Consider the following 24,204-nt stretch of genomic DNA (forward strand, 5'->3'; position numbering starts at 1 on the left):
CCGACGCGGCGCGGATCCCCCGGCCGATCTGCGACCGCGGTTGGCGAAATTCGCACGTGGCGGTGCTACCAATGGAGACCGGGACGATAGCGGGCATGCGCGCGCCTCGTCGCGGGGCCACCGGGCGCCGGCACCGCGATCGGCGGGAGCTGGGTCCGGCGCGACGGCCGCCACCGCCGTCTTGTTCGCAGAGGAAGCAACCGATGCACGATATCGACGTGGCCGTCGCGGCCCAACCGGTCCTCGACCCGCAACTCACGCTCGCGCTCGCCCAGGCCTCGATGGCCGCCTACGCCGCCTTCGACGGCACCCGCATCGTGCCGCCGCCCGACTACCGGCTGGTGGCCTCCTGGACCGGCTGGGACGCCGGGCCGTTCGGCGGCGTGGAGGAGCCGTACGGCCTGCTGTTCCAGTCCGTCCGCGACCCGGGAACCTGCCTCTTCGCCTTCCGGGGAACCGACTCGGACATGGACGCGCTGAGCGAGGCCGATTTCGTCACCACGGATTTCGTGCCGGCGTCCGGGCGCCTGGACCCGGCGCCGCAGGTGTCCACCGGCTTCTACGGGATCTACCATGACAGGGGCGGAAACATGGCCGCATCGATGCGCGGGCAACTGTTCGCGCTGCTCGACCGGTTCCGGCCCGCCCGGGTGCTGCTCACCGGCCACAGCCTCGGGGCGGCGCTGAGCCAACTGTTCTCGTTCGACCTGGCGGTGAGCCGGCAGCAGCAGGCGACCAACATCAATTTCGCCAGCCCGATGGTCGGCACGCCGAGCTGGCAGCAGGCGTGGGCCGCCCACGTCGGCGCCGCGAGCGCCGTGCGCTGCTACAACTTCTGGGACTACGTGCCGACGCTGCCGCCCTCGCTGGCGGGCTACGTCCCGGTGGGGCAGGGCTTCCGCACCGCGTTCTACGTCCGCGAAGGGTGGTACGTGCACGAACTGGCGCGCCACTCGCTGGCCAATCTGCAGACCGTGCTCCAGCATGCGATGTGGCTGGATCCGCAGGCGTGGAGCGGCACCTTCCAGGATCACGTGGCGCCGCCGCGGCTGATGCAGAGCGACATCCCGCCGCCCGGCGCGCAGGTCCCCTGGGCCGACCGGGCGCGGGAGACGCTGGCGTTCGAACGTTCGCTGCGGGCCGCTGCGTGGGCCTCCTAGACCTGGGCCCGGCGTTGGATCGCGCCAGCGCCGTACCGCTGCCGCCGCCGTCCTCAGGGCTGGTAGCAGGCGCCCGACGGATCGTGCTCGATCTGGATCAGGGTGCCGCCGGCTCCGCCCCAGACGTTGCCGCCGGTGAAGATCAGGCAGCCATGACCCTGGTACAGCACCTGCATGCGCCGCGCATCGTCGCCGAAATAGAACGGGATCCAGCGCTTGCCGGATTCGTAGCTGTGGAAGCGATCGGGGGTGCCGTCCATGATCTCCTGGGTCTGCTGCATGTTCATGCCGATCCCGAGCCTGGCGAACGGGCTGCCCTCGCGCGGCGTACCGATCACCTCGCCGGAAAACGAGCCGTCCTGCGACTTGACCTCGCGCCCACGGGGGCTGCTGGACGCCTCCTGCGGGCTGGAGGCGCAGGCGGCGAGCAGAAGTGCGGATGCAGCGGTGGCGATGATGCGCAAGTTCGTCATTGGGTACGTCCTGTTCCTGTGGTCGGAGTGGCGGGCATCCGTGCGATGGCGCCCGCCGCCATCCTCCATGCGCGCCCGGCGCTTGTCCAGCGGGGGGACGGCTCGCGCGGGCCGGCGCTCAGGGCAGCTGGTAGACGATCCGGCATTGCGCGGTGTCGAAATTGGCGGCGCCCTCTGGCGTGTCCTTGCGCCGCCCCCGCACCAGCATCCGGGCGGTGGGCGACGCCCCCACCAGCCCCAGGAGTTCGTCGTGTCCGTGCCCGCCGCCGATCTGCATGTCGAACAGGAAGACGTGGTCTGCGCCGTCCGAACCGCGTACCGCGATGCCCATGTGTTCCGGATGTTCGCTGGCGTGGACCAGCGCGCCGCGGGCTTCGAAGGTCGCGGCGCCCGGCGAAGCGGGCAGGGAGCTGCCGTCATTGCCTTCCGCCGGCTCGGGGGCGAGCACGGCGAGCAGCTGCGGAGCCTCCGGCGGCAGTGCGATGTCCGCGCGCCCATCTGCCGGTTGCAAGAAGTGCAGACCCGCCAGCCGCTCGCGCAACGCCGCCTCGCGGCATGCGCGGTCCGGGCAGGAGGCGACCGTCCTCCGGAACGCCTCGCCGGCCGCGCGCCAGCATTCGGAAGCCGCGGCTTCGAGCCCGGCGGCCACCGCGAGTTCGTAGGCGAACAGCGTCTCCCCGAGCTGGTACATCACCTCGTGGCAGGCGACGTCGCCTTCGCGACAGCCGGTATCCGGATCGAGGGGAACCAGTGCCGGGGGCGGCGCTGGCGCCCCGGCGGCGACCCCGGCGGCCATGCCGGCCGCAAGCGCGGTGGCGATCCACTGGGGTGCGCGAAGTCGGATCCGGATCATGGCGTGCTCCGTCGGGACGCTGCAGGATGCAGCGGTGCCTGAATCATGACCCGGAAAACGGCGCCGGCGGCGGCCACCCGCCGGAGTGGCGTGCGCCTCCCGCGCGGTACGCCTTGATCCTGGTCATGTCCCGGCGCCGCGCCCCGCGCTAGCCTGATTCGCCATCCGCAGCGGAGCCCGCCCGTGGAGACAGACGTCATCGTCGTCGGTGCCGGCCCGGCCGGTCTGTGCCTGGCGCGCGCGCTGGCCGAGCTCGGCCTGCGCGTCGACATCCTCGAACGGCAGCAGGCCGCGGCGATCGCCGAGCCGGCCTTCGACGGGCGCGAGATCGCGCTCACCCATGGTTCCATGCGGCTCCTGCGCGAGCTGGGGGTCTGGCGCCATATCCCCGAGGCCGAGGTGGCGCCGCTGCGCGCCGCCCGGGTGATGGACGGCAGCGACGGCGGCGGTTTCCGGATCGACCACGGCCGGACCGGCCACGTCCAGCTCGGCAGCCTTGTCGCCAACCACCTGATCCGCGCGGCGGCGTGGGCGGCGGTGGACGGCAGCGGGTCCATCCGTACCCACGCCGGCGTGAGCGTGGCCTGCGTGGACACCGACCAGGCCGGAGCGCGGGTCCGTCTCGGCGACGGCCGGGTGTTCGGCGGCCGGCTGCTGGTCGCGGCCGACAGCCGCTTCTCGGAGACCCGGCGGGCGCTGGGCATCGCCGTCGAGTCGCACGACTTCGGCCGCAGCATGCTGGTCTGCCGCATGACCCATGCCGAGCCGCACCAGGGCACCGCCTGGGAATGGTTCGGGCGGGGCCAGACCCGCGCGCTGCTGCCGCTGCGCGAGGCACGCACCTCGTCCGTTGTGCTCACCGTGACCGGAGCCGAGGCGGCACGGTTGCGCGCGATGCCCGCCGGGGCTTTCGCAGGCGAGGTGCATGCACGCTTCGAGGGGCGGTTGGGCGCGATGGCCCTGGCCAGCACCGTCCACGCCTACCCGCTGGTCGCCACCTGGGCGCGCCGCTTCATCGGGCCCCGGTTCGCCTTGGTGGGCGACGCGGCGTTCGGCATGCACCCGGTCACGGCGCACGGCTTCAACCTCGGCCTGGCTAGCGTCGAGCGACTGGCGCAGGCGGTGCGCGATTCGCTGGCATGCCATGGCGACCCCGCCCACCCGGTGCTGCTGGCGCGCTATCAACGGCGCCACCGTGCCGGCAGCCTTCCGCTGTACCTGGGCACCCGATTCGTGGCCGGGCTGTACACCGACGACCGCCCGGCGGCGCAGCCGCTGCGCCGTGCGGTGATGGAAACCGGCGCCCGCCTGGCCCCGCTGCGCCGCGCGCTGGCCGCCGGCCTGATGGACGACGGCCCGGTCGACCCGCCGCTGGCGCAGCGGCTCTACAGGGGAGTGCGGCTGCTGGCGCCGTGATGGGCCATGGCTGTCGCGCGGGAACACCGATGTTGCCGATCCGTGGCACGATCGCCACCGAGCCCCAGTCAAGGAACGACCATGCGATCCGCCCTACGGCGCCCGATGCTCGCCATGCTCGCGATCCTGCTGGTCGGCTGCGCACCTGGCGAGGAGGCCGCCTCGGGATCGCCTGGCCCAGCGGGCGCCGCGGCCGTCGATGAGGCCGGATGGGACGAGTACCTGCAACGGGCCGCCGTGGCCGACAAGCAGGACGGCTGGGTCGCGCGCTGCCTGGCCTATCCAGATCTGCCGGGAAACGACTGGGTGCCGGGAGCGGCGCGAGCTCGCTGTCCGCTGCTGGTGGATGCGTCGCCGTCGATCGAAGAGCTCGGGGCCGTGCTCGCTTCGGAGGACGGCGCGGACCTTCTGGACCGGCGCTTCGCGGCCTTGCTCGAGGCGCAGGCGTCCGATCCCGGGCGGGACGAGTCGCTGTTCCTCGCTTTCAACGCCTTCGGCTCCAGCGATGAGAGCCGGCGCCTGGCCGCGCAGTGGCTCTCGCAGAAGCCCCGCAGTCCATACGCCCGTGCGGCGATGGGCAGTCACCTGGTGGCCGCGGCCGGCCGCTCGCGGGGCGACCGGTGGATCCGCGACACGCCGGCGTCGAACGTGCAGGCCATGGAGCGCCTGATGCGGGCGGCGATCCGGATGCTGCAGTCGGCGCTCGATCTGGAGCCACGGTTAGGCCCGGCCTGCGTGGACCTGATGGTGGCCGCGCGGCTGCTCGGCGATCGAGAACTGCGCGACTCCGCCACCGGGCACTGCCTGTCCGTTGCCCCGCTGTCGTGGAACGTCCGTTTCGAGCAGCAGCAGGCGCTCGATCCGCGCTGGGGCGGATCCTTTGCCGAGCTGGAAGCCTCGGTGGCGGAGCTTCGGCCACTGGCGGAGCGGAACCCGGCACTGGGCGGGATGCTCGCGCGTGCAGTGGGGCTGCGCGCCTACCTGGCCTACCTGGGCCGGCAGGCGCCGATCGAAGATCTCGCCCCCGAATTCGAGCGAGCGGCGCGGATCGCCCCCGACCCGATCTTCATCGGTGAGGCCGGGATGGCCGCCAGGGCCGCCAGGGACTACCGGAAGGCGCTGGGCTATCTTTCCCAGGCTCTGCGGCTCGCGCCGGCCAACACCCGGTTCCTCCGCGGTCGCGCCGAAGTACGCATGAAGCTGGAGGACTACCAGGGCGCGGTGGTCGACGCCCGGCAAGCCATGGTCGCGGGCGGTCCTACCGGTCACAACTACGCCGTCCTCGGCCGGTCGCTCTCGCGACTCGGGCGCACCGCCGAGGCCCGGGAGGCGTTCCATGCCGCGATGCAGGATCCGAACCAACGAAAGTGGGCCTTCATGCGCTGGTGCGAAACCTACATCCTCGGCGAGATGCAGCACGATGAGGCGCTGGCGTGTTCGCAAGGATTGGCCGCCGAGTATCCCGACGAAGCCGAAGCCCAGTTCATGCGCAGCGTCGTCCTCTACAAGGCGGGTCGAGCCGAACAGGCCTCGGCCGCCGCGGCGCGCTTCGCCCGGCTGGTGGACGAACGCCGCCCCCGGGAGCGCCAGATGGTGTCCGAGCTTGCCAGGATCTCTTCCGGCGAGTAAGCAAGGCGGTCGGGGGCGGGTCTCCGCCCGGCATTCGGCGGCTTCCCTGGGACCGCCCGCCCGCCTTCACCGGCGCGCAGCGCTGCAATCGGGGCGCCCGCGCAGCGGCCGCCGGCCTTCACCACGCGGCTACGCCGGGCCGGGACATCATGTTCGGCGACGGCGCTCGCACCCGGTCGCGACCCGTCGAAGCGGCGAGGTGCCGAAGATGCCCGAGCGGATCGAGGTGGGTTGCATGGTCTTCGTCGCCGACGGCGAGCTCGGCGTCGGCGCAGTGCGCGAGGTCCGCAAGGGCAGCGCCGAGCTGCTGGTGAATATCGAGAATGCCGGGGATTTCCTGATCTCCATGGAAGCCGTGCGCGACGTCCACTCCGGAAAGGTGGTCCTCGACGTCGCACGCTTGCCGGGGCCGGTGCGCGAGGCCCTGGGACATGCCCACGAGGCCGAGGATCCCGACTACTCCGAGCCCGGCGAAGGCGCGGCCGAGGACGACCTGTAGGGCCGCGACTCAGGCGTGGTCGGAGCGGGCGTGGGCTATATTTGCAGCCTGGCAGCGACGGGGGCGTGGTGAACATATCGACGCGCGCGGACATCGCGCTGATCGACCGCATTCCGGCGGTCGAGAAGATTCTCGCGATGGTTTCGCGCCTCACCGGGATGCGCTTCGCGGCGGTGGCGCGGGTCACCGACAGCCGCTGGATCGCCTGCGCGGTACGCGACGGGATCGGCTTCGGTATCGAGCGCGGCGGCGAGCTGCCGCTGGAGACCACGATCTGCAACGAGATCCGCCAGCACCGCGAGCCGGTGGCCTTCGGTCATGCGAGCGGCCATCCGCATTTTCGCGACCACCCCACGCCGAAGCTCTACGGATTCGAAAGCTATATCTCGGTGCCGATCTTCCGCCGCGACGGCGCGTTCTTCGGCACTCTCTGCGCGATCGACCCGGAACCGGCCAGACTGGACGACCCGGCCATCGTCCAGACGCTGGAGCTGTTCGCGGAACTGATCGCCACGCACATGGACAGCCTGGAGCAGCACGAACTCACCAGCGACGCGCTGCGCAGCGAGCGGGACACCGCCAGGGTGCGCGAGGAGTTCATCGCGGTGCTCGGGCACGACCTGCGCAATCCCCTGCAGGTGCTGAGCAGCAACACCTGGCTGCTGCGCGGCGAACTCGACGAGACCTGGGAACAGCCGCTGGAAGACATGCGCAACGCCTGCGCGCGGATGTCGGAGCTGATCGACAACATCCTCGATTTCGCCCACGGGCGCCTGGGCGGCGGGATCCCGGTGGTGCTGCGCGAGACCCCCGACCTGGGCGGCGTGCTCGAGGACGTCGTCGCCGAGGTGCGCGCCGCGCATCCGGGCCGGCCCATCGAGGCCGATCTGGTGATCGGCGGCCCGGTGCGCTGCGATCCGGATCGCGTCGCCCAGCTGTTCGCCAACCTGCTCATCAATGCCGCTGTCCACGGCGAGCCCCGCGCTCCGGCGCGGGCCACGGCGCGCGCGGACGGCGACGAGCTGGTGCTCTCGGTCGGCAATACCGGCCGCGCGATTCCCGAGGCGCAGCGCCGCCGCCTGTTCGAACCCTTCTCCCGGGGCGAAGCCGGAGGGCATGGACAGGGGCTGGGACTCGGGCTCTACATCGCCGCGCAGATCGCGCGCGCGCATCGCGGCACCCTGGAGGTGGAGTCCAACGACAGCAGCGGCACCCGATTCCGCTTCCGGATGCCGCTGCACGACTGAGGGAGGCGGGCGGTCGATGCCGCCGGTGCGGCCCGACCCGCATTCACGGCCATGCCACGCTGGTGCCCGTAGGGTGACGGCACGACGCGCGCCGCGCCCATGCGGCCGGCTCGCGGGACCTTTGCTAACGCCCTCCGGGCAGGAGAACGCGCATGATCAAGTGGGCCATCATTTTCGCCGTCATCGGCCTGATCGCAGGCGCCCTGGGCTTCAGCGGCCTGGCCGGCGCGGCCATGGGCATCGCTCAGTTCCTGTTCTGGGTGGCCATCGTCATCGCCGTGGTGCTGTTCGTGCTCGGCATGACGATCTACAAGAAAGCGACCTGAACCAGCCGCGTCCGGGCCACCCCGCCGCCGCGCCCGTCAGCGATCGAAACGCGGGGCGGCGCCTTCGGCGTGCAGCACCTGCACGCAGTCCGGCCCGGGCAGGGCCGGGGCGGCGCCGGCCAGCAGCGCCTGGATGCCGGCCTGGTCCGGCGCCGGGCCGGGCGCGAGCCCCACCCAGGCGTTCTTGCCGCCGCGCTTGGCGGCGTAGAGACAGCGGTCGGCCATGGCCACGCTGTCCTCCCATTCGCCAAGCGCCGGCCACTCCAGCGAGAAAGGCCATGGCGCGAAGCCGATCGAGCAGGTCAGCTCCAGCAGCACGCCCGGGCCCGCGCGGATCGGCTGCCTGGCGATCGCTTCGCGGATCCGCTCCGCCAGGCGCATGGCGTCCTCGATCCGGGTGAAGCGGCTGATCAGCAGGAACTCCTCGCCGCCCCAGCGCACCAGCAGGTCCTGCTCGCGGCACAGCAGACGCAGCCGGTCGGCGAAGTGCACCAGCACTTCGTCTCCTGCCTGGTGGCCGTGCTCGTCGTTGACCCGCTTGAAGTCGTCGATGTCGATCATGAAGAACGCCAGGCGTTCGTGCCCGTCGACCGCCTGTTCGAGCTGCACACGCAGCGCCGAGGTCTCGCGGCCGAGCCAGGCCTGCAGGTCGCGGCGGTTGGAAATGCGGGTCAGCGGGTCGCGGCGGGTGGCCACGTCCAGCTGTTCGTTGGTGCGGCGCAACCGCAGGTTGGCGTCCTGCAACTGCGCGGTGCGTTCCGCGACTGTCCGGTTGAGCAGTTCGATCCGGCGCCGCTCGCGGCGCACCGTGGCGCCGACCCGCGAGGTCAGCCAGGCCAGCAGCAGCAGCCCGAGCAGGACGTATCCGGCATAGGCCAGGCCGTGTCGCCACCAGGGCGGCGCCACGTCGATCTCGAGGGTCCGCGGCGGACCGAACTGGCCGTCGCGCCCTGCCGCCTGTACCTCGAGCGTGTAAACCCCGGCAGGAAGATGGCTCACCGAGAACTCGGTATGCGCCGATTGGGGCTGCACCCATTCGCGATGCAGCCCCAGCATCCGGTAGCGCAGCCGCGCTGCGTCCGGGGCGGTGAAGTCGATCGCGGTCATCTCGACCGAGAACACCCGATCCTGGTGGTCGAGGGCGATCCGGTCGGCGTAGACGATATTGGATCCATGGCGGAGCGATTCTCCGCCCGCTTCCCGCGGCATCACCCGCAGCGCGGTCAGCACCGGGCGCGCGGTCGGGCTGCGTGGCGGCAAGCCGCGCGGGTCGATCACGTCCAGACCGCGGGTGCCGCCGAAATACAACATGCCGTGGCCGCCGCGCAGCGCGGCTCCGCTGTTGAACTCGCGGTTGTTGAGGCCGTCGCGGGGGCGCAGGTTCTGGACGATTTCGGTGTCCGGGTCGAGTACGCTGAGTCCGTTGTTGGTACTCAGCCATAGGCGACCGCGGTGATCCTCGAGGATCCGGTAGACGACGTTGTTGAACAACCCGTCGCGGTCGGTATAGGCGCGCACCCGGCCGGCGTCGGGTTCGATGCGGAACAGCCCGCCGGAGAAGCTCCCCGCCCACAACGCATCGTCGCTCTCGTGCAGCGACCACAGCGACTCGTGCAGCTCGCCGGAGGTCGGCCGGAACGGTTGCGGCGTGCCGGCCGCATCGAGATACCAGAGGCCGTCCGCGTTGCTGCCGATCCACAGGGTGCCGCCGCGATCGCGCAGCAGGCTGGTCAGCAGGCGGCCGCGCAGCGGCGCCAGCCGCGGATCATCGACCACGCGTCCGTGTTCCATGCGGGCCAGGCCGCCGCGGGTGGCGACCCAGGCGGTATCGCCTTCCACCAGCAGCGTTTCGACCCGCTGGTCGGGCAGGCCGGCGACCCGCTCCGTGCCGCCGTCGCCGTCCCAGCGCCACAGCCCGCCGTGGGTGCCGATCCACCAGCCGACGCCGGGCGCCCTGTGGATCGCGCGCACGGTATGGCCGGCGAAGGGCTCCACCGCCCGCCAGGGCCGGGTGCCGCGCCGCTGCATGAGTCCCGCATCGGTGCCGAGCAGCTGGTGGCTGCCGTCGCGCCAGATCGCGCGCAGGCTGCTGCTCGGCCACGCGCCGATCGGGTCCGTGTCCGCCAGTTCGTGGCGGATCGCCGCCGACAGCGGCCTGACCTGGTAGAGCCCGGAAGTGTAGGTGCCGATCCACAGCGTCCCCAAGCCGTCCTCGTGCAGCGCCACCACCCCGGATCCCGGCGCGCCGTCGAGCGTCAGCCGCCGCGGTGGCGCCGCGCCCGGGCCAAGCTGGACGATCGCGCCGTTGCCGAAGCCGACGAGAATGCGGCCATCGGCCAGGCGCAACAGCGCGCCGATCGCATCCGGTGCCGGTTGCAGGGCCGCCATCGGGTAGTGGCGCAGGATCGAGCCATCGGCCGGATCCAGCAGGTAGAGACCGCGGCGGGCGCTGGCCACCCATGCGCCTTCCGGGCCGCGCTGCAGGGCGACGCAGATGCGCGCGTTCCCCGGCGCCGCCGCCACCTGCCGCAGGGTCTTGCGGGTCGCGCGCCACAGGCGGCAGCCGCGATCCAGCGCGAGTGCGGTCCCTTCCGTGGGTCCGGGCACCAGCTGGACCACGTCGCCGGTGGCACCGAGCCGGTCCACCCGGTCCAGTGCCGCGCCGACCCGGTCCACGCCCGCACCGGTGCCGAGCCAGGCGCCTCCGGCCGGGTCGGGGAGGATCTGCGAGACCCGCGTATGCGACATGCCGTCGGCGGTCGTCAGGCGGGTTCGCACCCAGCTGGGCAGGTGGACCACTTCCAGTCCGGCGTCGTTGGTGCCCAGCCACAGCCGCTGGCGGTCCTGTTCGAACGCCAGGGCGTCTATGCTGCTGCTCAGCAGGCCGCCCTCCGCCGCCGGCCCGCGCCGATAGACCTCGAAGCGGTGGCCGTCGAAGCGGTTCAGGCCTTCCTGGGTAGCGATCCACAGGAAGCCCTGATCGTCGCCCTGCAGCGCGTTGACCGTGGACTGCGACAGCCCCTGATCGGGCCCGTACGCTTCCAGGCTGAGGCGACGGGCCTCGCCCCCGGCCTGGTCGGCCGCCTGGACGAACGCTGGCGACCAAGCCGCCAGCGCCGCCAGCATGGCGATGCGCCAGGCTCGGCGGCGACGGCTGTCTCTCGGCATCGCGATGGCCGCCCCCGTTTTCGGCCGGACGCCGGATTCCCGCGCGGGACCGGCGGTGAACTGCGTCGATCACAGGATAACGGCAATCCGTCACACTTCTTGAATGCGTCGGGTCAGGGCCCTGCGTCCAGCACCCTCCGCAGCGGCAGTGTCGCCAGCCCCGCCAGAGCGGCCAGGGCGGCGGCAAGCGCGCAAGGTGCCGGCGGCTGGACCTCGAGCAAACCCGAGAGTGCCGGTACCTGGATCAGCGCGGCGCTCGCCAGCCCTGCCGCGGCGATCGCGCGCGGCGCCCGTCCGCGCAGGCCGGTCAGCGCCGCGAGGAACACCACGCTGCAGAGGAGCAGCACCGCCAGCGCCAGCGACCGCGCTGCCGCCGCGGGGTCCTCGCTTCCCCCGGCCCGCCCGCCGAGTGCGTATCCGGCCAGCACCGCGCCGGTGGCGACCGCACCGACCACCAGCGCCTCGGAGCGGTTTCGGCCACATCGTTGCCGCCGAAGCGCCGCCGCCGCTCGGCCACCTGCCCGGCGTTCAGCCCGATGCGCGGGTCGCTGCCTTCCAGAGGTTCGCGGGGAACGCGCCTGCTCGGCATCGGGGCATCCGTCCTGGGAGTGCCGCCTACTCTAAGCGTTCCGCGGGATGCTTCAGGAAGAGCCGGGCCCGGCATGACGCCGCCACACAAGAAGGCGGTTCTCCACGCGCGGGCCCACCGGCGGACGGATGCGCGCTTTCCGCGAAGTGGAGAAGAACAAAAAAAGGACGCCGCTTGCGCGGCGTCCCTTGTGGTTCGCGAGCGGGGAAGGTCAGTTCTGGCTCTCTTCCTTCTCCTCCGGCATCGTCACGTCCACGTCGGGAACCTCGATTTCGCGTTGCTCGGTGGTCACGTCGACCTCCGGGACCTCGACCGTCTCGGTCCGGGTCCCCACCTCGACATCGGCGGTCTCGACATCGTATGCGGGAAGCTGTCCACCCGTGGTTTCCACGTCGACATCGGGCATCTCGCCTTCCTGGGTCTTCTCGACCTGGCAGGCGGCCAGCGAGAGGGCTGCACCGAGGGCGGCGACCAGGGCGGTGGACTTGAAGATTGCTGGTTTCATGCTGGGTTCTCCTGTGGGCCCACGAAATGGACGACGGGGGCATCCTTGGCGATGGGCTGTTGAGGCGAAGTGATGGGCGCAGCAGCGAGGCTCCTCGCGTTCAGCTTCACCGGAGCGCCTGCGGCCCCTGGCGGACGGATGAAGGTACGTTCAGCCGGTGGCTCGGTCGGCCGGCGTCAGGAAGGATCAGGGCGCACAGCCGCGGCGGCCTCGCCGAGCGCCTCGCGCACGTCGTGGTCGGCCGGCGCGATCCCGCGGCAGCGTTCGCAGGTCAGCGCACCGGCCACTGCGGCATCAGCGCAAGCAGCGAGGCGCGCTGCAGGCAGGATTCCACTCCCCGCCACGCTCTCCACGAACACCGCCGCAGCACCGAGATGCGCAGGCCTCCTGTTCGTTCGCCTCGACGCCTTCGCCGCGGATGGTTCGATCGTCGCGGGCTCCGCGGGTTGGCCGACAGCGTGCGCCCGATAGCGGCCGGCCTTGATCGCGGTCGCTGGACGCTTTCCGCCGTACCCTCCCGCGATACATGACAGCGGAGAGGCACGATGACCAGGTTGGACAAGCCCCTGCGCCGCGAGGTCCTCGTGGACGGGCACAGCTATACCCTGACCATCGATCCGGAAGGCATGAAGCTCGTGCCCAAGGGCCGGCGCAAGGGCGTAGAGCTGGGCTGGCAGGAGATCGTCAGCGGCGACGCGGGCCTGGCCCTGGCGCTGCAGGCATCGCTGGAGGCGTAGGGGTCCCTGGAGCGCGTGCACGGTCTCTGCCGAAGATCGGCAGCGGCCGTTCGCCACGCGTATCACGGTGCCGGTTGCGCCACCGGGGAATCTCGCGGGTCGGCCGGCCGAAGCGGCCGTACAGCACGTCGATGCCGAACCGCGCGCGCGAATGAGCGTTGCGTCTTCCCGGGCCGGCGCGACATCCGGATCCGGCCGCTGCGAGCCGGCTGGCGCTCCCGGCGTGACCGGGCTCAAGAAACCGGGCGCGCGGCCGATCGAGTCAGCACCACGCGCTCACCCGACTGGAGTCGATCCCCATGACAGCCCGACCGACCGTACTGCTCTGCGACGATTCGCGCGCTCTGCGCATGCTCACCGCCAGGCAGCTCTCGGAAGCCGGCTTCGAGGTGGTGGCGGAAGCGGGCAACGGTGCCGAAGCGGTGGAGGGCTATCGCGCGCACCGTCCGGCGGTGGTGCTGCTGGACCTGGTGATGCCGCAGATGGACGGCAAGCAGACCCTGCAGGCGCTGCTGGAATACGATGCCGACGCCCGGGTGGTGATCCTGAGTTCGCTGGGTGCGAAGAAGGACATCGAGGACTGCTTGCGCATGGGCGCGGCATCCTATCTGCAGAAGCCCATCGACCCAGAAGCGATGGTGCGCGTGCTCCGCGGCGTCGCCGGCTGAGCGGTCTGGTCCAATACAGGAGGCGACACCCCATGGCGGCAAAGTTCCTTGGCCAGTACCTGCTCGAAGAAGGCCTGATCGACCGGCAGCAACTGCTCGACGCGCTCGACGCGCAGCGCGCATCCAATCCGGTGCTCGGCGAACTCGCGGTCGCCGCCGGCATGCTCGATGCGGAGCAGGCCGAGCGGATCAACGCGCGCCAGCGCAGCCAGGACCGGCGCTTCGGCGACCTGGCCCTGGAAATGGGCCTGCTCGGCCCCGAGCACGTCGCCGAGCTGCTGGAGCGGCAGCGCAAGGGGCGCCGGCTGTTCGGCGAGATCCTGGTGGAGCAGGGCGCGCTGACGGTCGCGCAGCTGGAGACCGCGCTGCGCAGCCACGAACACGAACGTGCCGATGCCGACAGGGCGCTGGAGCTCGGGGTCGCCGCGCACCCCGCGGGGACCGTGCTGGCAGGCGCGATCAATACGTGCACCCGGCTGTTCCCGCGCCTGCTGCACGCGCATTGCCGCTTCTCGAGCCTGGTGGAGGCCCCCGACGGGCTGGACGGCTGCAACCTGACCGCACAGGTCCGAGTGCAGGCGGAGCGGCCGCTGCGCCTGGCCGTGGCCTGCGACGACGCCACCGCTGCGCGCATCGCCGGCGCGTTCCTGTCGATGCCCGAGGAAGAATGCGACCAGGCGCTGGCCGAGGATGCGCTGGGCGAACTGGTGAACGTGCTGGTGGGCTACGTCACCCGCGATGCGCTGCCGGAGGACGCCGACTATCGCGCCTCGCCGCCCGATCTGGGCGAGCCCGCCAGCGAGCTGCTGGCGCGGGCCGATACGCTGGCGGTGTCGATGAATTCCCAGGTCGGCCGGTTCGTGCTGCTGGTCGCGGCATGAACGCGGCGTAGACAGCCCAACGGCGTAGGCTGGGGCGGTCCCATCAGGAGGATCGGCGATGGCCGGAGCCGCAGGCGCGATCTCGTTCCCATGGCGCCCGGCGGGCGCGCGGCGATGAACGTCGCGAGCGGCCTGACCGGCGAGGCCTCCGACCACAAGGTGGCGGCCGCGTTCGACGGCGTGGAGGCGGCGCAGGCGGCCGCCGCCGGCGTGCGCGAACGCCTCGCGCTGGGGATCGCGCAGGTGCGGGTGGTGGAACCGGGCCAGACCGGCCTGGACCGTGCCCTGGAGCCCGAGGACCGCGGCATCTTCCGCACCATCCTGCGCAGCCATCTGTGGCTGGGGATCGCCGGCGCGGTGCTGGGCGCGCTGGCGTTCGCGATCCTCCTGGCGATGGGCTTGCCGCTGATCGCCCAGTCGCCGCTGATGGCGGCGGGGGCGATCGTCGGTTTCGGCGCGGTCGCGGGGTTGTTCGCGGGCGGGCTGGTCTCGCTGCGGCCGGATCACGACCCGTACGTGCTCGAGGCGCGCGAGGCCCACGCCGCCGGGCGCACGGTGCTGCTGGTCCACGCGACCAGCGCGGAGCAATGCGCGCAGGCGCAGGAACTCCTCGAAGCAGCGGGCGGCGACACCATCCGCACCCTGTAGCGGGCGCCAGCGGCCGGCTGCCTACGGCCTCCGCCCACGCCGCCGGTCCAAGGCGTTCCCGAAGCTCGATCCGGCCCTCCCCGGCGGGATCGCGTGGCGACTGCCGCGCCGCCGGCGGAACTGCCCCGGCGTGCGTTCTCGACGAGTTCTTGACCGAGGTCAGCGCGGTCCGGGCGGAACGGGTCGAGCATGGACTGGCGGTCGGTGGACGGCCGCGCTGCGCCGGCAGGCGCCGGCCGGCGACTTCGTGGAGATTGCAATGGAATTCCATGTCGCGGTCCCGGGTACGCCGCCCGACCTCGCCGCCGTGGAGCGCGCGCTCGCCGCGCTCGACCCGGCGGCGCTGGTCGACCTCGATGCCGCTGGTGCAACGTTGCGGGTGTCCACCTCGATGGCCGCCGCGCAGCTGGCGGCGCTGCTCGGCAGCGTCGGCTGCGCAGTGGGCGAGGGCCAGGTGATCCAGCAGCCCTCGGTCTGCTGCGGCGGCTGCAGCGGATAGCGATCCCCCGGTTCCGCAGGCCGGGGCCACGCCCTTGCCGCACCGATGCGCGGCTGCTGGCCGCGACGGGCGTGCCCCGGGGGCGTGACCCCGGCCTGCGGGACGGCGCCGCGGCAGCAGCGTTCAGCGCGCCGGCGCCTCCGCGGCCAGGCACGCGGCCAGGAACTCCACCGTCGCACGCACCCCGGGCAGCTGTCCGCGCCGGTGCGGCAGCAGCAGCGTGGTGACGACGGTGCCGGCGCGCCAGCCCGGCAGCACCCGCAGCAGCGTGCCTGCCCGCAACGCGGGATCGCACAGCAGCTCCGGCAGGCAGGCGATGCCGAGCCCGGCATGCGCCGCGGCAAGCAGGACGGTCGATTCGTTGGCGACCATCCGGGCGCGCGGTTCGACCAGCACCGCCGCGCCTCCCGGACCCTCCAGCCGCCACGCGGTGTTGCCGGCGCCGGTGAGCAGGCCGTCGTGGTCGGCCAGTGCGTCCGGCGCGGCCGGCGCGGGGCGGCAGGCCAGGTAGGCCGGTGCGGCCACCAGGATCACCGGCTCCGCCATGACCTGGCGCTGGACCAGGCCCGAATCGGGCAGCGGCGCGGCGTGTGAGCGCACCGCGATGTCGTAGCCCTCCTGGACGATGTCGACGAAGCGGTCGCTCACGTCGAGCTGCAGCCGCAGCCGGGGGTGCGCGGCCGCCAGCCGCGGCAGGTGCGGGGCGAGCAACTGCTGCGCGACCGGCACCGAACTGGTGATCCGGCCCGGACCGCTGGGTTCGGCCTGGCGCGCCCGCACCGCGGTCTCCGCGGCCTCGGCCTCGACCAGCGCGGCGGCCGCGCGCTCGTGGAAATCGCGCCCCGGTCCGGTCAACGCGAAGCTGCGCGAGGTGCGGTGCACCAGACGCGCGCCCAGCGCGCGCTCGAGTTCCGCGACCCGCTTGCTGACCGTCGACTTCGGCACCCCCAGCAGGCGGCCGGCAGCCGCGAACCCGCCGCTGTCGACGGCCGCAACGAAGTACCGCAGGTCGTTGAGATTCAGCACGCCATCGTCTCCACGAGTGGACTTTGCGGCGCATTTTTACGGTCTACACGGCTGAAGTCCACACCAGTAGCTTTACAGGCGCCATCCCCGCGGAGACCGCAATGACCCCCATCCTGTTCTACGGCGTTCCATCCGGCTGCTCGTTCGGCAGCATCGTCGCGCTCGAGTGGCTCGGCGCCCCCTATCGCCTGTGCCGGGTGCGCATGCCCGAGGACGTCTCGGGCCCGGGCTACCGTCGCCTCAACCCGGTCGGCGAGACGCCGACGCTGCTGACCGCCGAAGGCGCGGCACTCAGCGAGAGCATGGCGATCCTCAACCACCTCGGCGCACGCGCCATCGACGCCGGCCTGGGTTTCCCCCAGCGCAGCCCCGGGTTCGACCGCCTCAACCAGATGCTGGGGTTTCTCAACACCAGCTTCTTCGGCGCGTTCTCGCCGCTCTGGTACGCACTCGAGCACGCCGTCGATGGCGCGGCCCGGCAGGCGCTGGTCGACTACGGGCGCGCGGCCGTCGCCAGGGCGCATGCCGATCTGGAGCGCATGCTCGGCGATGGACCGTGGCTGCTCGGCGGGCACCGCACCCTGGCGGATGCCTACTTCGTCGGCATCGCGCGCTGGACGGGCTATCACGCGGTCGTCGACCGCGCCGACTATCCCGGCCTGCAGCGCCTGTACCAGCGGCTCGAAGCCGACCCGGCGGTCGCGTTCGCCCATGCCGTGGAGGCGGGGCGGCCCGCGGGCGGCGGCCCGGGCTTCCAGGGCGAGGTCGGCCTGGACGAGGCGCTGGCGCTGGCGGCCGCCCCGGCCGGCTGAGCGCCGGCTCGCCGGGGCGCCCCGGGGTTGGGGGCGGCTTGGGTCTCCCGGAGTGGCAACGGCCGCGGCCAGGGATCACCATGGCGTCCCCCACGCACGGAGCCGCCATGAAGCAGCTGATCATCGCGTTGTGCCTGGCCTGCGCGCCGCCGCTGGCGGCCGCCGAGCTGGCGATCGTCGGAGCGACGATCCAGCCCGCGCCGGAGGCCCCGGCGATCGTCGGGGGGGCGGTGCTGGTGCGCGATGGCGAGATCGTGGCCGTCGGCGCCGCCGGCGAGGTCGAGGTTCCCGCCGGCGCGACCGTGATCGACGGCGAAGGAGGCTTCCTCACCGCGGGCTTCTGGAACAGCCATGTGCATTTTCTGTCCCCGGCGCTGCGCGCGCCTGCCACCCGGCCCGCGCCGGAGCTGGAGGCCGCGGTGCGCGAAGCGCTGACCAGCCGGGGCTTCACCACCGTGTTCGACATTTCCTCGTTCCACGGCGACGCCGCGGCGATGCGGGCGCGGATCGAGTCGGGAGAGGTGGCGGGTCCCGAGGTGCTGTACGTCGACGCGCCGTTCTTTCCCGAAGGCGGCACCCCGGTCTACGTCCGCGACCTGCTCGAGCGGATCGGCGCCCCGAGCGCCGAGGTCGCCGACCCCGCCCAGGCGCGCGAGCGGGCGCGACGCCAGCTGGCCGCCGGCGCCGACGGGGTGAAGCTGTTCGCCGGCGCCATCGTCGAAGCGGGGGTGGTGCCGATGGACGTGGCGATCGCTCGCGCGGTGGTGGAGGAGGCGCACGCCGCCGGCAAGCCAGCGTTCGCGCATCCGACCGATCTGGCCGGCCTGGAGGTGGCGATGGCCAGTGGGGTCGACGTGCTGGCGCACACCACGCCTTCCATGGGGGCATGGGATGCGGCGCTGGTCGAGCGGATGCGCGCGGCGGGCCTGGCACTGGTGCCGACGCTGACGCTGTTCGAGGTGGAACTGCGCCGCGAGCGCGCCCCGGACGAAGTACGCGAACGCGTCCTCGACGCTGCCGCCCGACAGCTCGGTGCGTTCGCCGCGGCCGGAGGCACGGTCCTGTTCGGCACCGACGTGGGCTATATCGACCACCTCGACACCCGCCGCGAATTCGAGTTGATGGCGCGCGCCGGACTCGACTGGCGCCAGATCCTCGACAGCCTGACCACCGCGCCCGCCGCGCGTTTCGGGCAGGGCGGCAGGAAGGGCCGGATTGCGCCCGGGATGCGGGCGGACCTCGTGCTGCTGCGGGCCGACCCGAGGGCCGATGTGCGTGGCTTCGCCGAGGTGCGCGCCACGATCCGCGCCGGCGAGCTGATCTATGCGGCCGCGGCCGCTCCAGGGGGCGGCGCCGAAGCTTCGGTGCGCTGAGCGGAGCCTCGGCGCGAGCGCGCGGAGCGCCGTGCTCCGCCCGCCGCCGCCGCTTCGCGCGTCGGGCGGAAGACGTGGGATGCGGGGAGCTAGCGCGGCCGCAGCGTCTCCGAACCGCTCATTCGCCGCCGGCGGGGGCCTGGCCTGCAGGTGCGGGCGCGGCGGCCTGCTTGGCGGCCTGCTTCTTCGCGCGCTTCTCTTCCTTCTGCTTCTGCTTGGCGATCTCGCGCTGGCGCTTTTCGAACGAGTAGTTGGGTTTTGCCATCGTTGGCCGCTCCGGGCATGGCGCCCCAGTGTAGGGCAGCGGGCGCGGACTCGCGTCGGCGCGGCCGTCTGGCATACGAATCAATGGGTTGAAGCGCGCATATGGGGCCTTCATGCGCCGCCAGGAAGAATCGGGGCTTCCCCGCCCACGAACCGAGCCCATGTTTCAGCCGAGCCGTTCCACGAGGGTGCCGCCAGCGTCGGGCGTTTCGCTCAACTCGGGCGAACGCCGGCCGATAACGGCCCAGGTGCGGAGTCTTCCGCCGTGCGGATGCGGCCGCCCCCGCAGGACGGAGAGGAGCGCGCTGCGTTGCGGCCACGATCGCCCCGCCGGTCGATGACGGGGTCCTCGGGTCGCGCCCGCCCCGCACTGACACCCGCATCCGCGGACGTCGATCCGCCTGCAGCCGCGCCCGCGGGTGCCGCGGCGCAGGACGGGCGGCAGGGTGCGCGTGCAGGCCTGTCGGAGCGGCGGCGTCGGCGCCGGGAGGGCAGGATGGGTTGGCTGAGGAACATTTTCGAGAAGCTGCGCGCCGACATCCGGCTGGCGATGATCTGCCTGCTGGGCACGCTCGCCACGGTCACGATCCTGCCGTTCGCGGTCCTTCGCGCGGTCAACGGCCAGTGGCTGGCCGCGGTGATCGACGTGCTGGTGGTGGCGGTGATCGCCGGCAGCGCGCTGTTCGCCTGGCACAGCGGCCGCACCCGGCTGGCCGGGTCGATCGTGGTGACGCTGGTCACGATCGGCTGCGTCGGCATCCAGGTCGCGCTCGGCCTCGAGGGGCTGCTGTGGGTCTACACGGTGATGATCGCCAACTTCATGATCGGGCCGCGGTTGCTCGCGGTGGCCGCCAACCTGGCGCTGATGGCGTCCCCGTTCCTGCTGCCGGCGGGGTTTCCCGCGCCCGACGCGCAGGCCACCTTTCTGGCGACGGCCGCGCTGGTGACCCTCTACGGGTTCATCTTCTCGTGGCTGGTGGCCTTCCACCACTCGCAGATGGAGGCGCTGGCCACCCGCGATGCGCTCACCGGCACGGCCAACCGCCGGGTGATGGAGGCCGAGGTGCCCGATGCGGTGGCCAGTCACCACGCGCGCGGGCTGCCGGCCGCGCTGGCGGTGCTCGACCTGGACCACTTCAAGCTGGTCAACGACGAGCACGGCCACGACGCCGGCGACCGGGTGCTGGTGGCCTTCGCCGAGATCCTGCGCCGCAACCTGCGCAAGTCGGACCGCCTCTACCGCTTCGGCGGCGAAGAGTTCGCGGTGCTGTTTCCGGCGACCGACCGCGACGGGCTGGAGGCGGCGCTGGGCAAGCTGCTGGAGCGGATCCGGGAGGAGCTGCGCGGCCCCTCCGGGCCGGTGCGCGCGTCGATCGGCGCGGCCATGCTGAACCCCGACGACGACTGGTCGAGCTGGATGATGCGGGCCGACGGCGCGCTCTACCAGGCCAAGCGCAACGGTCGCGACCGCATCTGCATCGAAGGCGATGGGCGCTGTTCGCCGGAGCGCTGCGCGGGCGCGCGCTGAGGGTGCGCGCCGGCTCGCGCTCGGCGATCCTGCCCTCAATTCCCGCGCCCGGCGGCCGATAGCGGAGAAGTCCTCTTCCGGAACCGTCCGATGCGCAGCGCCGAGCCTGCATCCAGCGCTGCCGATGCGACCATCGCCGCCGCCACGCTGCCCGATGTCGACGTGCCGATGCTGCGCATCGGCGAGAACGGCCGCATCCTCGCCACCAACCGCAGCGCCGCCGACCTGCTGGGGCTGGACGATGCGCCCGCCGCGGGCCCGCTGGAGCGCGTGTGGGGGCTGCAGCTGGCCGATTTGCAGGGCGAGGAGGGGGTGTGGAACGCGCCCGGCGGCGATCCCGCCAGCCGGGTGCGCTACCGCCGCAACGGCGCCGCCGGCTGGTGGCTGAGCCTCCCCGATCCGGACACCGCCGCGCTGCTGCGCGACGCCGCCCGGCTCGCCGGCGGCGACGCCGCGGTTTCCATCAGCGCCGCGTTCGCACCGATGGCCGCGCGTCTGGAAGCGGCCGCGGCCGAGCGCGCGCTGCTCGAGGAGACCGCCGCGCGGCTCGCCTCCTGCCGCCTCGACTACCTGCCGCCGGCCGAGCTCGCGGAACACCCGCTGGCGCGTCGTCTCGCCGCGGGGTTCGGCAACCTCTCCGAGGCGATCCGTCAGGCCGTCGAACTCTCGGTCCAGATCGCCGCCGACATGCCCGAAGTGCGCAGCGAGAACCAAGCGCTGGCCAGCCAGTCCGACGGCCAGGTGGCGGCGCTGGCCCGGGTGCGCGAGGTCGCGGCGGGATTGATCGCGGGGCTGGAGGCGACCAACCGCGAGGTCGCCGCGCTGCAGGGGCTGGCACGCGACGCCGACGGCCGCGCGGCCGAAGGCTGCGAAGCCGCCGGCACCCTGTCGGTGGCGATGCGCCAGGTGGAGGAGCGCGTGGCGTGCGCCAACGGCATCATCGAGGTCATCGACGAGGTGGCCTTCCAGACCAATATTCTCTCGATCAACGCCAGCATCGAGGCGGCGCGCGCCGGCGAGGTCGGGCGCGGCTTCGCGGTGGTCGCCAAGGAGATCCGGGCGCTGTCGGAACGTACCGCGTCGGCCGCGCGCGACGTGCGCGGCATCATCGCCGAGACCACCGAGGCGCTGGCCCACGGCAGCCGCTCGGCGCAGGCCACCGGCGAGGTCATCGGCGGACTCGGCGAGATGATGGCCAGGACCGGGCGGGCGATGGCCGCCGTGGCCGGTCTGGTCGACGGCCACGCTGCGGAGATCCGGGCGGTGGACGGATCGCTGGCCGAGGTGGCGGGCCTCGCCCACAGCAACCACCAGCACGCGCTCAGCGTGGTGGAGCGTTCCGGCGAGGTGCTGGCGCGCACCGACGTGCTGCAGGACTGCGTGGGGCTGTTCGAATTGCCCGCCGATCCACTGTGCGAGCCGCGCCACGCGCGCGTGCGCGGGCTCGCGCACGCGGCCGCCGCGCGGGTCGGTCGGGTGCTGGAAGCGGCAGCGGCCGAGGGCCGGATCGCCATGGACGCGCTGTTCTCGCGCGAGTACGTGCCGGTTCCCGGCACCAACCCGGAAAAGTTCCATTCCGCCTTCGACGCGCTCTGCGACGAGCTGCTGCCCGCGGTGCAGGAGCGTGCGGCCGCCGCCGAACCCTGGATCGTGTTCGCGATCTGCGCCAACCCGGACGGCTACGTGCCCACCCACAACCTGCGCTTCAGCCAGCCGCTCACCGGCGATCCCGCCCGCGACCTGGTGGGCAACCGGACCAAGCGGATCTTCACCGACCGGGTCGGCCGCAGCGTCGGCTGCCATACCGACGACTACCGGCTGCAGGTCTACCGTCGCGATACCGGCGAGATCATGTTCGACCTGTCGGTCCCGGTCTTCGTCGGCGGCCGCCACTGGGGCGGTTTCCGGGTCGGCTACGCGCTGGGCTGAAAACCGGCCGCGATGTGCCGATGACGGGAATCGGCGCCGCGCCCCGGCCGGCGCGGCGCCGGCCGTGCCAGCATGCGCGTGGAGGTGATCCATGCGCATCCCACGTCCCATCCCGATCCTGTCGCTGCTGCTGGCGGCGGGGGCCTGCTTCGCCGGCGGCGGCGGGCCGCAGCCGTGTCCGGCGTCCCGGGCGGACGGCCCGGAGACCGCGATCGTCGAGGTCTCCCTGGCGGGTGTCCCGGCGATCCTGCGCGTGCCGGCCGCGGTGGAACTGGCGCCGGTGTTGCTCTGGCACGGGTTCGGCCCGCCGCGCAGCGAACGCGAACTGATGGCGCTGCTGCCGCTGGACGACGTGCCCGCGGTCAAGGTGTACCTGGGCCTGCCGCTGCATGGCGCCCGCGCGCCCGCTGCGGGCGAGCTGGCACGGCGCCAGGCCGAGGATCTGGCCAGCGGCGTGTTCGAACCGGTGGTGATGGCCGGCGCCCGGGAGCTGCCCGCGGTGGTCGCGGCGCTGCGCGCCGCGGGCTGCGCCCGGCCCGGTGCGGCGGTCGGGCTGTTCGGTTTCTCGGCCGGCGGCGCGGCGGTGTTCCACGCGCTGGCCGAACGGGACGTGGCGGTGTCGGCCGCGGTGGTGCTCAACGCCTCCACCGGCCTCGGCGCCTCGGTGGACGCCTGGGAGCGGGCGACCGGCGGCAGCTATGCATGGAACGACCGCGCACGCGCCCTGGCGGCGCGGTCCGACGTGGTCTCACGCGCCGCCGACATCGCCGCCGGCGATCCGCCCCCGGCGCTGCTGATCGCGCACGGCGCGGAGGATGCGATGGTCGCCGGCGGCCATCCCCAGGCCGCGGAAACGGCATTGCGGCCGTACTACCGCGGCCCGCACGCAACGCGCCTGCAGCTGCAGGTGGTCGAGGGCATGGCCCACGCACCGGCGGGGTCGGCCGCGCTGGGCGCGCTGCAGGCGGAGGTCGCCGCCTGGTTCAGCCGGCACCTCGGCCCGGCCGGCAGCTGAGCCCGGCTGCCACCGCTCCACGCGCCGGCTCGGGATCGCGCGGGCCGCCCCAGCCGCGGTGCATTCCCGCCGCAGCAACGATGATGAGCGCCGCTCCGAGCAGCTGCACGGGCTGGAGGCGGTGGCCGAAGGCGAGTGCATCGACGACGATCGCCGCGACCGGATAGATGAAGGTGAGCGACCCGGTCAGCCGGGTCGGCAGCTTCTGGATCGCGCCGTAGAGCAGGATGTACATCAGTCCGGTGTGGACCACTCCCAGGGTCGCCAGCGCGCCCCAGCTGCGGGCGTCGGCGGGCAGGTCGGCGAAGTCCGCGAACGGCGCGAGCAGGACCGCGCCGACCCCGACCTGGACCAGGGCGATGAGCTGCGGAGGCGTGCCGTCGAGCCGCTTGGCGACGATCGCCGCCAGCGCGTACAGGAACGCCGCACCGAGCGCCAGCAGCACCCCGGCCAGGAACCCCGGCCCGACGTAGCCGGCCTCGGGCCTGGCCTGGACGATCAGCAGCACCCCGGCGAAGGCCGCGCCCAGCCACGCCAGCCCCGCGCCGGTCAGGCGCTCGCCGAACAGCAGCGCGCCCAGCGCCACCAGCATGAACGGCTGGGTGTTGTAGACCGCGGTGGCGACCGAGATCGAGGCGCGCGGGAACGCCGCGAACAGCAGCAGCCAGTTGGCCACGATCGCGGCCCCGCCGAGGGCCGCCAGTCCCAGCGTGCGCGGAGGCAGCCTGCGGCGCAGCAGGCCGCGTGCGCCGCAGACCGCGAGCAGCGTGGCGGCGCCGAACAGGCAGCGCCAGAACACCACGTCCTGCGGTGGCCGTCCGGAAACCACCACGAACCAGCCGATGGTCCCGAGAATGACCATCGCGACGCTCATCTCGAGCGTGCCCTGGGTGTGCTTTTGCATGATTCGACCCCGCGCGATCCGGGACTTATGATGTTGAAATGCAATGCCGGACAAC

24 protein-coding genes and 1 pseudogene are annotated in these 24,204 nt (G+C 72.7%); 16 read left to right on the forward strand and 9 right to left on the reverse strand.

The genetic code is table 11. The features are described from left to right. Positions 1-203 precede the first annotated feature (203 nt). Positions 204-1,160: a lipase family protein gene (locus QFW77_RS11925; RefSeq protein ID WP_280574941.1), complete on the forward strand. Its 957-nt coding sequence runs from the start codon at positions 204-206 to the stop codon at positions 1,158-1,160. A gap of 53 nt (positions 1,161-1,213) precedes the next feature. On the opposite strand, the gene QFW77_RS11930 is transcribed toward QFW77_RS11925, so the two are convergent. Further along, on the reverse strand, positions 1,214-1,633 hold the full coding sequence (locus QFW77_RS11930; protein WP_280574943.1) for a hypothetical protein: 420 nt from the start codon (positions 1,631-1,633) through the stop codon (positions 1,214-1,216). Positions 1,634-1,751: 118 nt separating this feature from the next. Next, positions 1,752-2,486, reverse strand: coding sequence for a hypothetical protein (locus QFW77_RS11935; protein ID WP_280574944.1), 735 nt, complete (start codon positions 2,484-2,486; stop codon positions 1,752-1,754). A 183-nt stretch (positions 2,487-2,669) separates the two neighbouring features. Between QFW77_RS11935 and ubiM the strand changes: the two genes are divergently transcribed. The 5 genes from ubiM (at position 2,670) to QFW77_RS11960 (ending at position 7,603) form a co-directional block, all read left to right on the forward strand. Then, complete coding sequence (gene ubiM / locus QFW77_RS11940; protein ID WP_280574945.1) at positions 2,670-3,902, forward strand: 5-demethoxyubiquinol-8 5-hydroxylase UbiM; 1,233 nt, start codon at positions 2,670-2,672, stop codon at positions 3,900-3,902. A 114-nt stretch (positions 3,903-4,016) separates the two neighbouring features. Further along, positions 4,017-5,531 carry a UDP-N-acetylglucosamine--peptide N-acetylglucosaminyltransferase SPINDLY family protein gene (locus QFW77_RS11945; protein ID WP_280574946.1) on the forward strand — a complete coding sequence of 505 codons (1,515 nt, stop codon included), beginning with the start codon at positions 4,017-4,019 and terminating at the stop codon, positions 5,529-5,531. A gap of 208 nt (positions 5,532-5,739) precedes the next feature. After that, positions 5,740-6,030, forward strand: a complete 291-nt coding sequence (locus QFW77_RS11950) for a hypothetical protein (protein ID WP_280574947.1) — start codon at positions 5,740-5,742, stop codon at positions 6,028-6,030. 68 nt (positions 6,031-6,098) lie between these two features. Continuing rightward, positions 6,099-7,277 (forward strand): GAF domain-containing sensor histidine kinase, encoded by a 1,179-nt coding sequence (locus QFW77_RS11955; protein ID WP_280574948.1) that lies wholly within the window; start codon positions 6,099-6,101, stop codon positions 7,275-7,277. Between the two features lie 152 nt (positions 7,278-7,429). Beyond that, on the forward strand, positions 7,430-7,603 hold the full coding sequence (locus QFW77_RS11960; RefSeq protein WP_280574949.1) for a DUF1328 domain-containing protein: 174 nt from the start codon (positions 7,430-7,432) through the stop codon (positions 7,601-7,603). A gap of 36 nt (positions 7,604-7,639) precedes the next feature. On the opposite strand, the gene QFW77_RS11965 is transcribed toward QFW77_RS11960, so the two are convergent. The 4 genes and pseudogenes from QFW77_RS11965 to QFW77_RS11975 all read right to left on the reverse strand — a co-directional run bounded on the left by QFW77_RS11965 (position 7,640) and on the right by QFW77_RS11975 (position 11,865). Beyond that, the gene (locus QFW77_RS11965) at positions 7,640-10,771 is read right to left on the reverse strand and encodes a diguanylate cyclase (RefSeq protein WP_280574950.1); all 3,132 of its coding nucleotides are present in this window, start codon (positions 10,769-10,771) and stop codon (positions 7,640-7,642) included. Between the two features lie 113 nt (positions 10,772-10,884). After that, positions 10,885-11,226: a hypothetical protein gene (locus tag QFW77_RS11970; RefSeq protein WP_280574952.1), complete on the reverse strand. Its 342-nt coding sequence runs from the start codon at positions 11,224-11,226 to the stop codon at positions 10,885-10,887. Between the two features lie 41 nt (positions 11,227-11,267). Further along, positions 11,268-11,435, reverse strand: a pseudogene (locus tag QFW77_RS19140) (hypothetical protein); the annotation flags it as partial. Between the two features lie 136 nt (positions 11,436-11,571). Further along, complete coding sequence (locus QFW77_RS11975; RefSeq protein WP_280574954.1) at positions 11,572-11,865, reverse strand: hypothetical protein; 294 nt, start codon at positions 11,863-11,865, stop codon at positions 11,572-11,574. A gap of 545 nt (positions 11,866-12,410) precedes the next feature. Here QFW77_RS11975 and QFW77_RS11980 point away from each other — a divergent pair. From QFW77_RS11980 to QFW77_RS12000, 5 genes are all read left to right on the forward strand, one after another. Continuing rightward, positions 12,411-12,602 (forward strand): hypothetical protein, encoded by a 192-nt coding sequence (locus tag QFW77_RS11980; RefSeq protein ID WP_280574955.1) that lies wholly within the window; start codon positions 12,411-12,413, stop codon positions 12,600-12,602. 299 nt (positions 12,603-12,901) lie between these two features. Continuing rightward, positions 12,902-13,270 carry a response regulator gene (locus QFW77_RS11985; protein ID WP_280574956.1) on the forward strand — a complete coding sequence of 123 codons (369 nt, stop codon included), beginning with the start codon at positions 12,902-12,904 and terminating at the stop codon, positions 13,268-13,270. 32 nt (positions 13,271-13,302) lie between these two features. Further along, positions 13,303-14,151: a cyclic di-GMP-binding domain-containing protein, MshE-related gene (locus QFW77_RS11990; RefSeq protein ID WP_280574957.1), complete on the forward strand. Its 849-nt coding sequence runs from the start codon at positions 13,303-13,305 to the stop codon at positions 14,149-14,151. A gap of 114 nt (positions 14,152-14,265) precedes the next feature. Beyond that, the gene (locus QFW77_RS11995) at positions 14,266-14,799 is read left to right on the forward strand and encodes a hypothetical protein (protein ID WP_280574958.1); all 534 of its coding nucleotides are present in this window, start codon (positions 14,266-14,268) and stop codon (positions 14,797-14,799) included. A 259-nt stretch (positions 14,800-15,058) separates the two neighbouring features. Continuing rightward, a complete protein-coding gene (locus QFW77_RS12000; protein WP_280574959.1) occupies positions 15,059-15,298 on the forward strand; it encodes a hypothetical protein in 240 nt (79 codons plus the stop codon). Positions 15,299-15,421: 123 nt separating this feature from the next. Here QFW77_RS12000 and QFW77_RS12005 read toward each other — a convergent pair whose 3' ends face one another. Continuing rightward, complete coding sequence (locus QFW77_RS12005) at positions 15,422-16,324, reverse strand: LysR substrate-binding domain-containing protein (RefSeq protein ID WP_280574960.1); 903 nt, start codon at positions 16,322-16,324, stop codon at positions 15,422-15,424. Positions 16,325-16,425: 101 nt separating this feature from the next. Here QFW77_RS12005 and QFW77_RS12010 point away from each other — a divergent pair, with 101 nt between their 5' ends. Further along, on the forward strand, positions 16,426-17,136 hold the full coding sequence (locus QFW77_RS12010) for a glutathione S-transferase family protein (RefSeq protein ID WP_280574961.1): 711 nt from the start codon (positions 16,426-16,428) through the stop codon (positions 17,134-17,136). Between the two features lie 107 nt (positions 17,137-17,243). Next, positions 17,244-18,509: an amidohydrolase family protein gene (locus QFW77_RS12015; RefSeq protein WP_280574963.1), complete on the forward strand. Its 1,266-nt coding sequence runs from the start codon at positions 17,244-17,246 to the stop codon at positions 18,507-18,509. Positions 18,510-18,627: 118 nt separating this feature from the next. On the opposite strand, the gene QFW77_RS12020 is transcribed toward QFW77_RS12015, so the two are convergent. Beyond that, positions 18,628-18,774: a hypothetical protein gene (locus tag QFW77_RS12020; RefSeq protein WP_280574964.1), complete on the reverse strand. Its 147-nt coding sequence runs from the start codon at positions 18,772-18,774 to the stop codon at positions 18,628-18,630. A 495-nt stretch (positions 18,775-19,269) separates the two neighbouring features. Between QFW77_RS12020 and QFW77_RS12025 the strand changes: the two genes are divergently transcribed. From QFW77_RS12025 to QFW77_RS12035, 3 genes are all read left to right on the forward strand, one after another. Continuing rightward, positions 19,270-20,301, forward strand: a complete 1,032-nt coding sequence (locus tag QFW77_RS12025) for a GGDEF domain-containing protein (RefSeq protein ID WP_280574965.1) — start codon at positions 19,270-19,272, stop codon at positions 20,299-20,301. Between the two features lie 90 nt (positions 20,302-20,391). Further along, a complete protein-coding gene (locus QFW77_RS12030; protein WP_280574966.1) occupies positions 20,392-22,230 on the forward strand; it encodes a methyl-accepting chemotaxis protein in 1,839 nt (612 codons plus the stop codon). Between the two features lie 91 nt (positions 22,231-22,321). Beyond that, positions 22,322-23,245: an alpha/beta hydrolase family protein gene (locus QFW77_RS12035; RefSeq protein WP_280574967.1), complete on the forward strand. Its 924-nt coding sequence runs from the start codon at positions 22,322-22,324 to the stop codon at positions 23,243-23,245. Here the strand turns inward: QFW77_RS12035 and QFW77_RS12040 are convergent. Further along, entirely contained in the window at positions 23,214-24,149 is a 936-nt protein-coding gene (locus QFW77_RS12040; protein WP_280574968.1) for a DMT family transporter, read from the reverse strand. The genes QFW77_RS12035 and QFW77_RS12040 overlap by 32 nt on opposite strands. Positions 24,150-24,204 lie beyond the last annotated feature (55 nt).

The sequence above is a fragment of the Luteimonas endophytica genome, assembly GCF_029887875.1.
Taxonomy (GTDB): domain Bacteria; phylum Pseudomonadota; class Gammaproteobacteria; order Xanthomonadales; family Xanthomonadaceae; genus Luteimonas; species Luteimonas endophytica.

Coding starts and splice junctions, on each gene's coding strand:
- QFW77_RS11925 (WP_280574941.1), top strand. CDS start 204: ATGCACGATATCGACGTGGCCGTCGCGGCCCAACCGGTCCTCGACCCG.
- QFW77_RS11930 (WP_280574943.1), bottom strand. CDS start 1,633: ATGACGAACTTGCGCATCATCGCCACCGCTGCATCCGCACTTCTGCTC.
- QFW77_RS11935 (WP_280574944.1), bottom strand. CDS start 2,486: ATGATCCGGATCCGACTTCGCGCACCCCAGTGGATCGCCACCGCGCTT.
- QFW77_RS11945 (WP_280574946.1), top strand. CDS start 4,017: ATGCTCGCGATCCTGCTGGTCGGCTGCGCACCTGGCGAGGAGGCCGCC.
- QFW77_RS11950 (WP_280574947.1), top strand. CDS start 5,740: ATGCCCGAGCGGATCGAGGTGGGTTGCATGGTCTTCGTCGCCGACGGC.
- QFW77_RS11960 (WP_280574949.1), top strand. CDS start 7,430: ATGATCAAGTGGGCCATCATTTTCGCCGTCATCGGCCTGATCGCAGGC.
- QFW77_RS11965 (WP_280574950.1), bottom strand. CDS start 10,771: ATGCCGAGAGACAGCCGTCGCCGCCGAGCCTGGCGCATCGCCATGCTG.
- QFW77_RS11975 (WP_280574954.1), bottom strand. CDS start 11,865: ATGAAACCAGCAATCTTCAAGTCCACCGCCCTGGTCGCCGCCCTCGGT.
- QFW77_RS11980 (WP_280574955.1), top strand. CDS start 12,411: ATGACCAGGTTGGACAAGCCCCTGCGCCGCGAGGTCCTCGTGGACGGG.
- QFW77_RS11985 (WP_280574956.1), top strand. CDS start 12,902: ATGACAGCCCGACCGACCGTACTGCTCTGCGACGATTCGCGCGCTCTG.
- QFW77_RS11990 (WP_280574957.1), top strand. CDS start 13,303: ATGGCGGCAAAGTTCCTTGGCCAGTACCTGCTCGAAGAAGGCCTGATC.
- QFW77_RS11995 (WP_280574958.1), top strand. CDS start 14,266: ATGAACGTCGCGAGCGGCCTGACCGGCGAGGCCTCCGACCACAAGGTG.
- QFW77_RS12000 (WP_280574959.1), top strand. CDS start 15,059: ATGGAATTCCATGTCGCGGTCCCGGGTACGCCGCCCGACCTCGCCGCC.
- QFW77_RS12010 (WP_280574961.1), top strand. CDS start 16,426: ATGACCCCCATCCTGTTCTACGGCGTTCCATCCGGCTGCTCGTTCGGC.
- QFW77_RS12015 (WP_280574963.1), top strand. CDS start 17,244: ATGAAGCAGCTGATCATCGCGTTGTGCCTGGCCTGCGCGCCGCCGCTG.
- QFW77_RS12020 (WP_280574964.1), bottom strand. CDS start 18,774: ATGGCAAAACCCAACTACTCGTTCGAAAAGCGCCAGCGCGAGATCGCC.
- QFW77_RS12025 (WP_280574965.1), top strand. CDS start 19,270: ATGGGTTGGCTGAGGAACATTTTCGAGAAGCTGCGCGCCGACATCCGG.
- QFW77_RS12030 (WP_280574966.1), top strand. CDS start 20,392: ATGCGCAGCGCCGAGCCTGCATCCAGCGCTGCCGATGCGACCATCGCC.
- QFW77_RS12035 (WP_280574967.1), top strand. CDS start 22,322: ATGCGCATCCCACGTCCCATCCCGATCCTGTCGCTGCTGCTGGCGGCG.
- QFW77_RS12040 (WP_280574968.1), bottom strand. CDS start 24,149: ATGCAAAAGCACACCCAGGGCACGCTCGAGATGAGCGTCGCGATGGTC.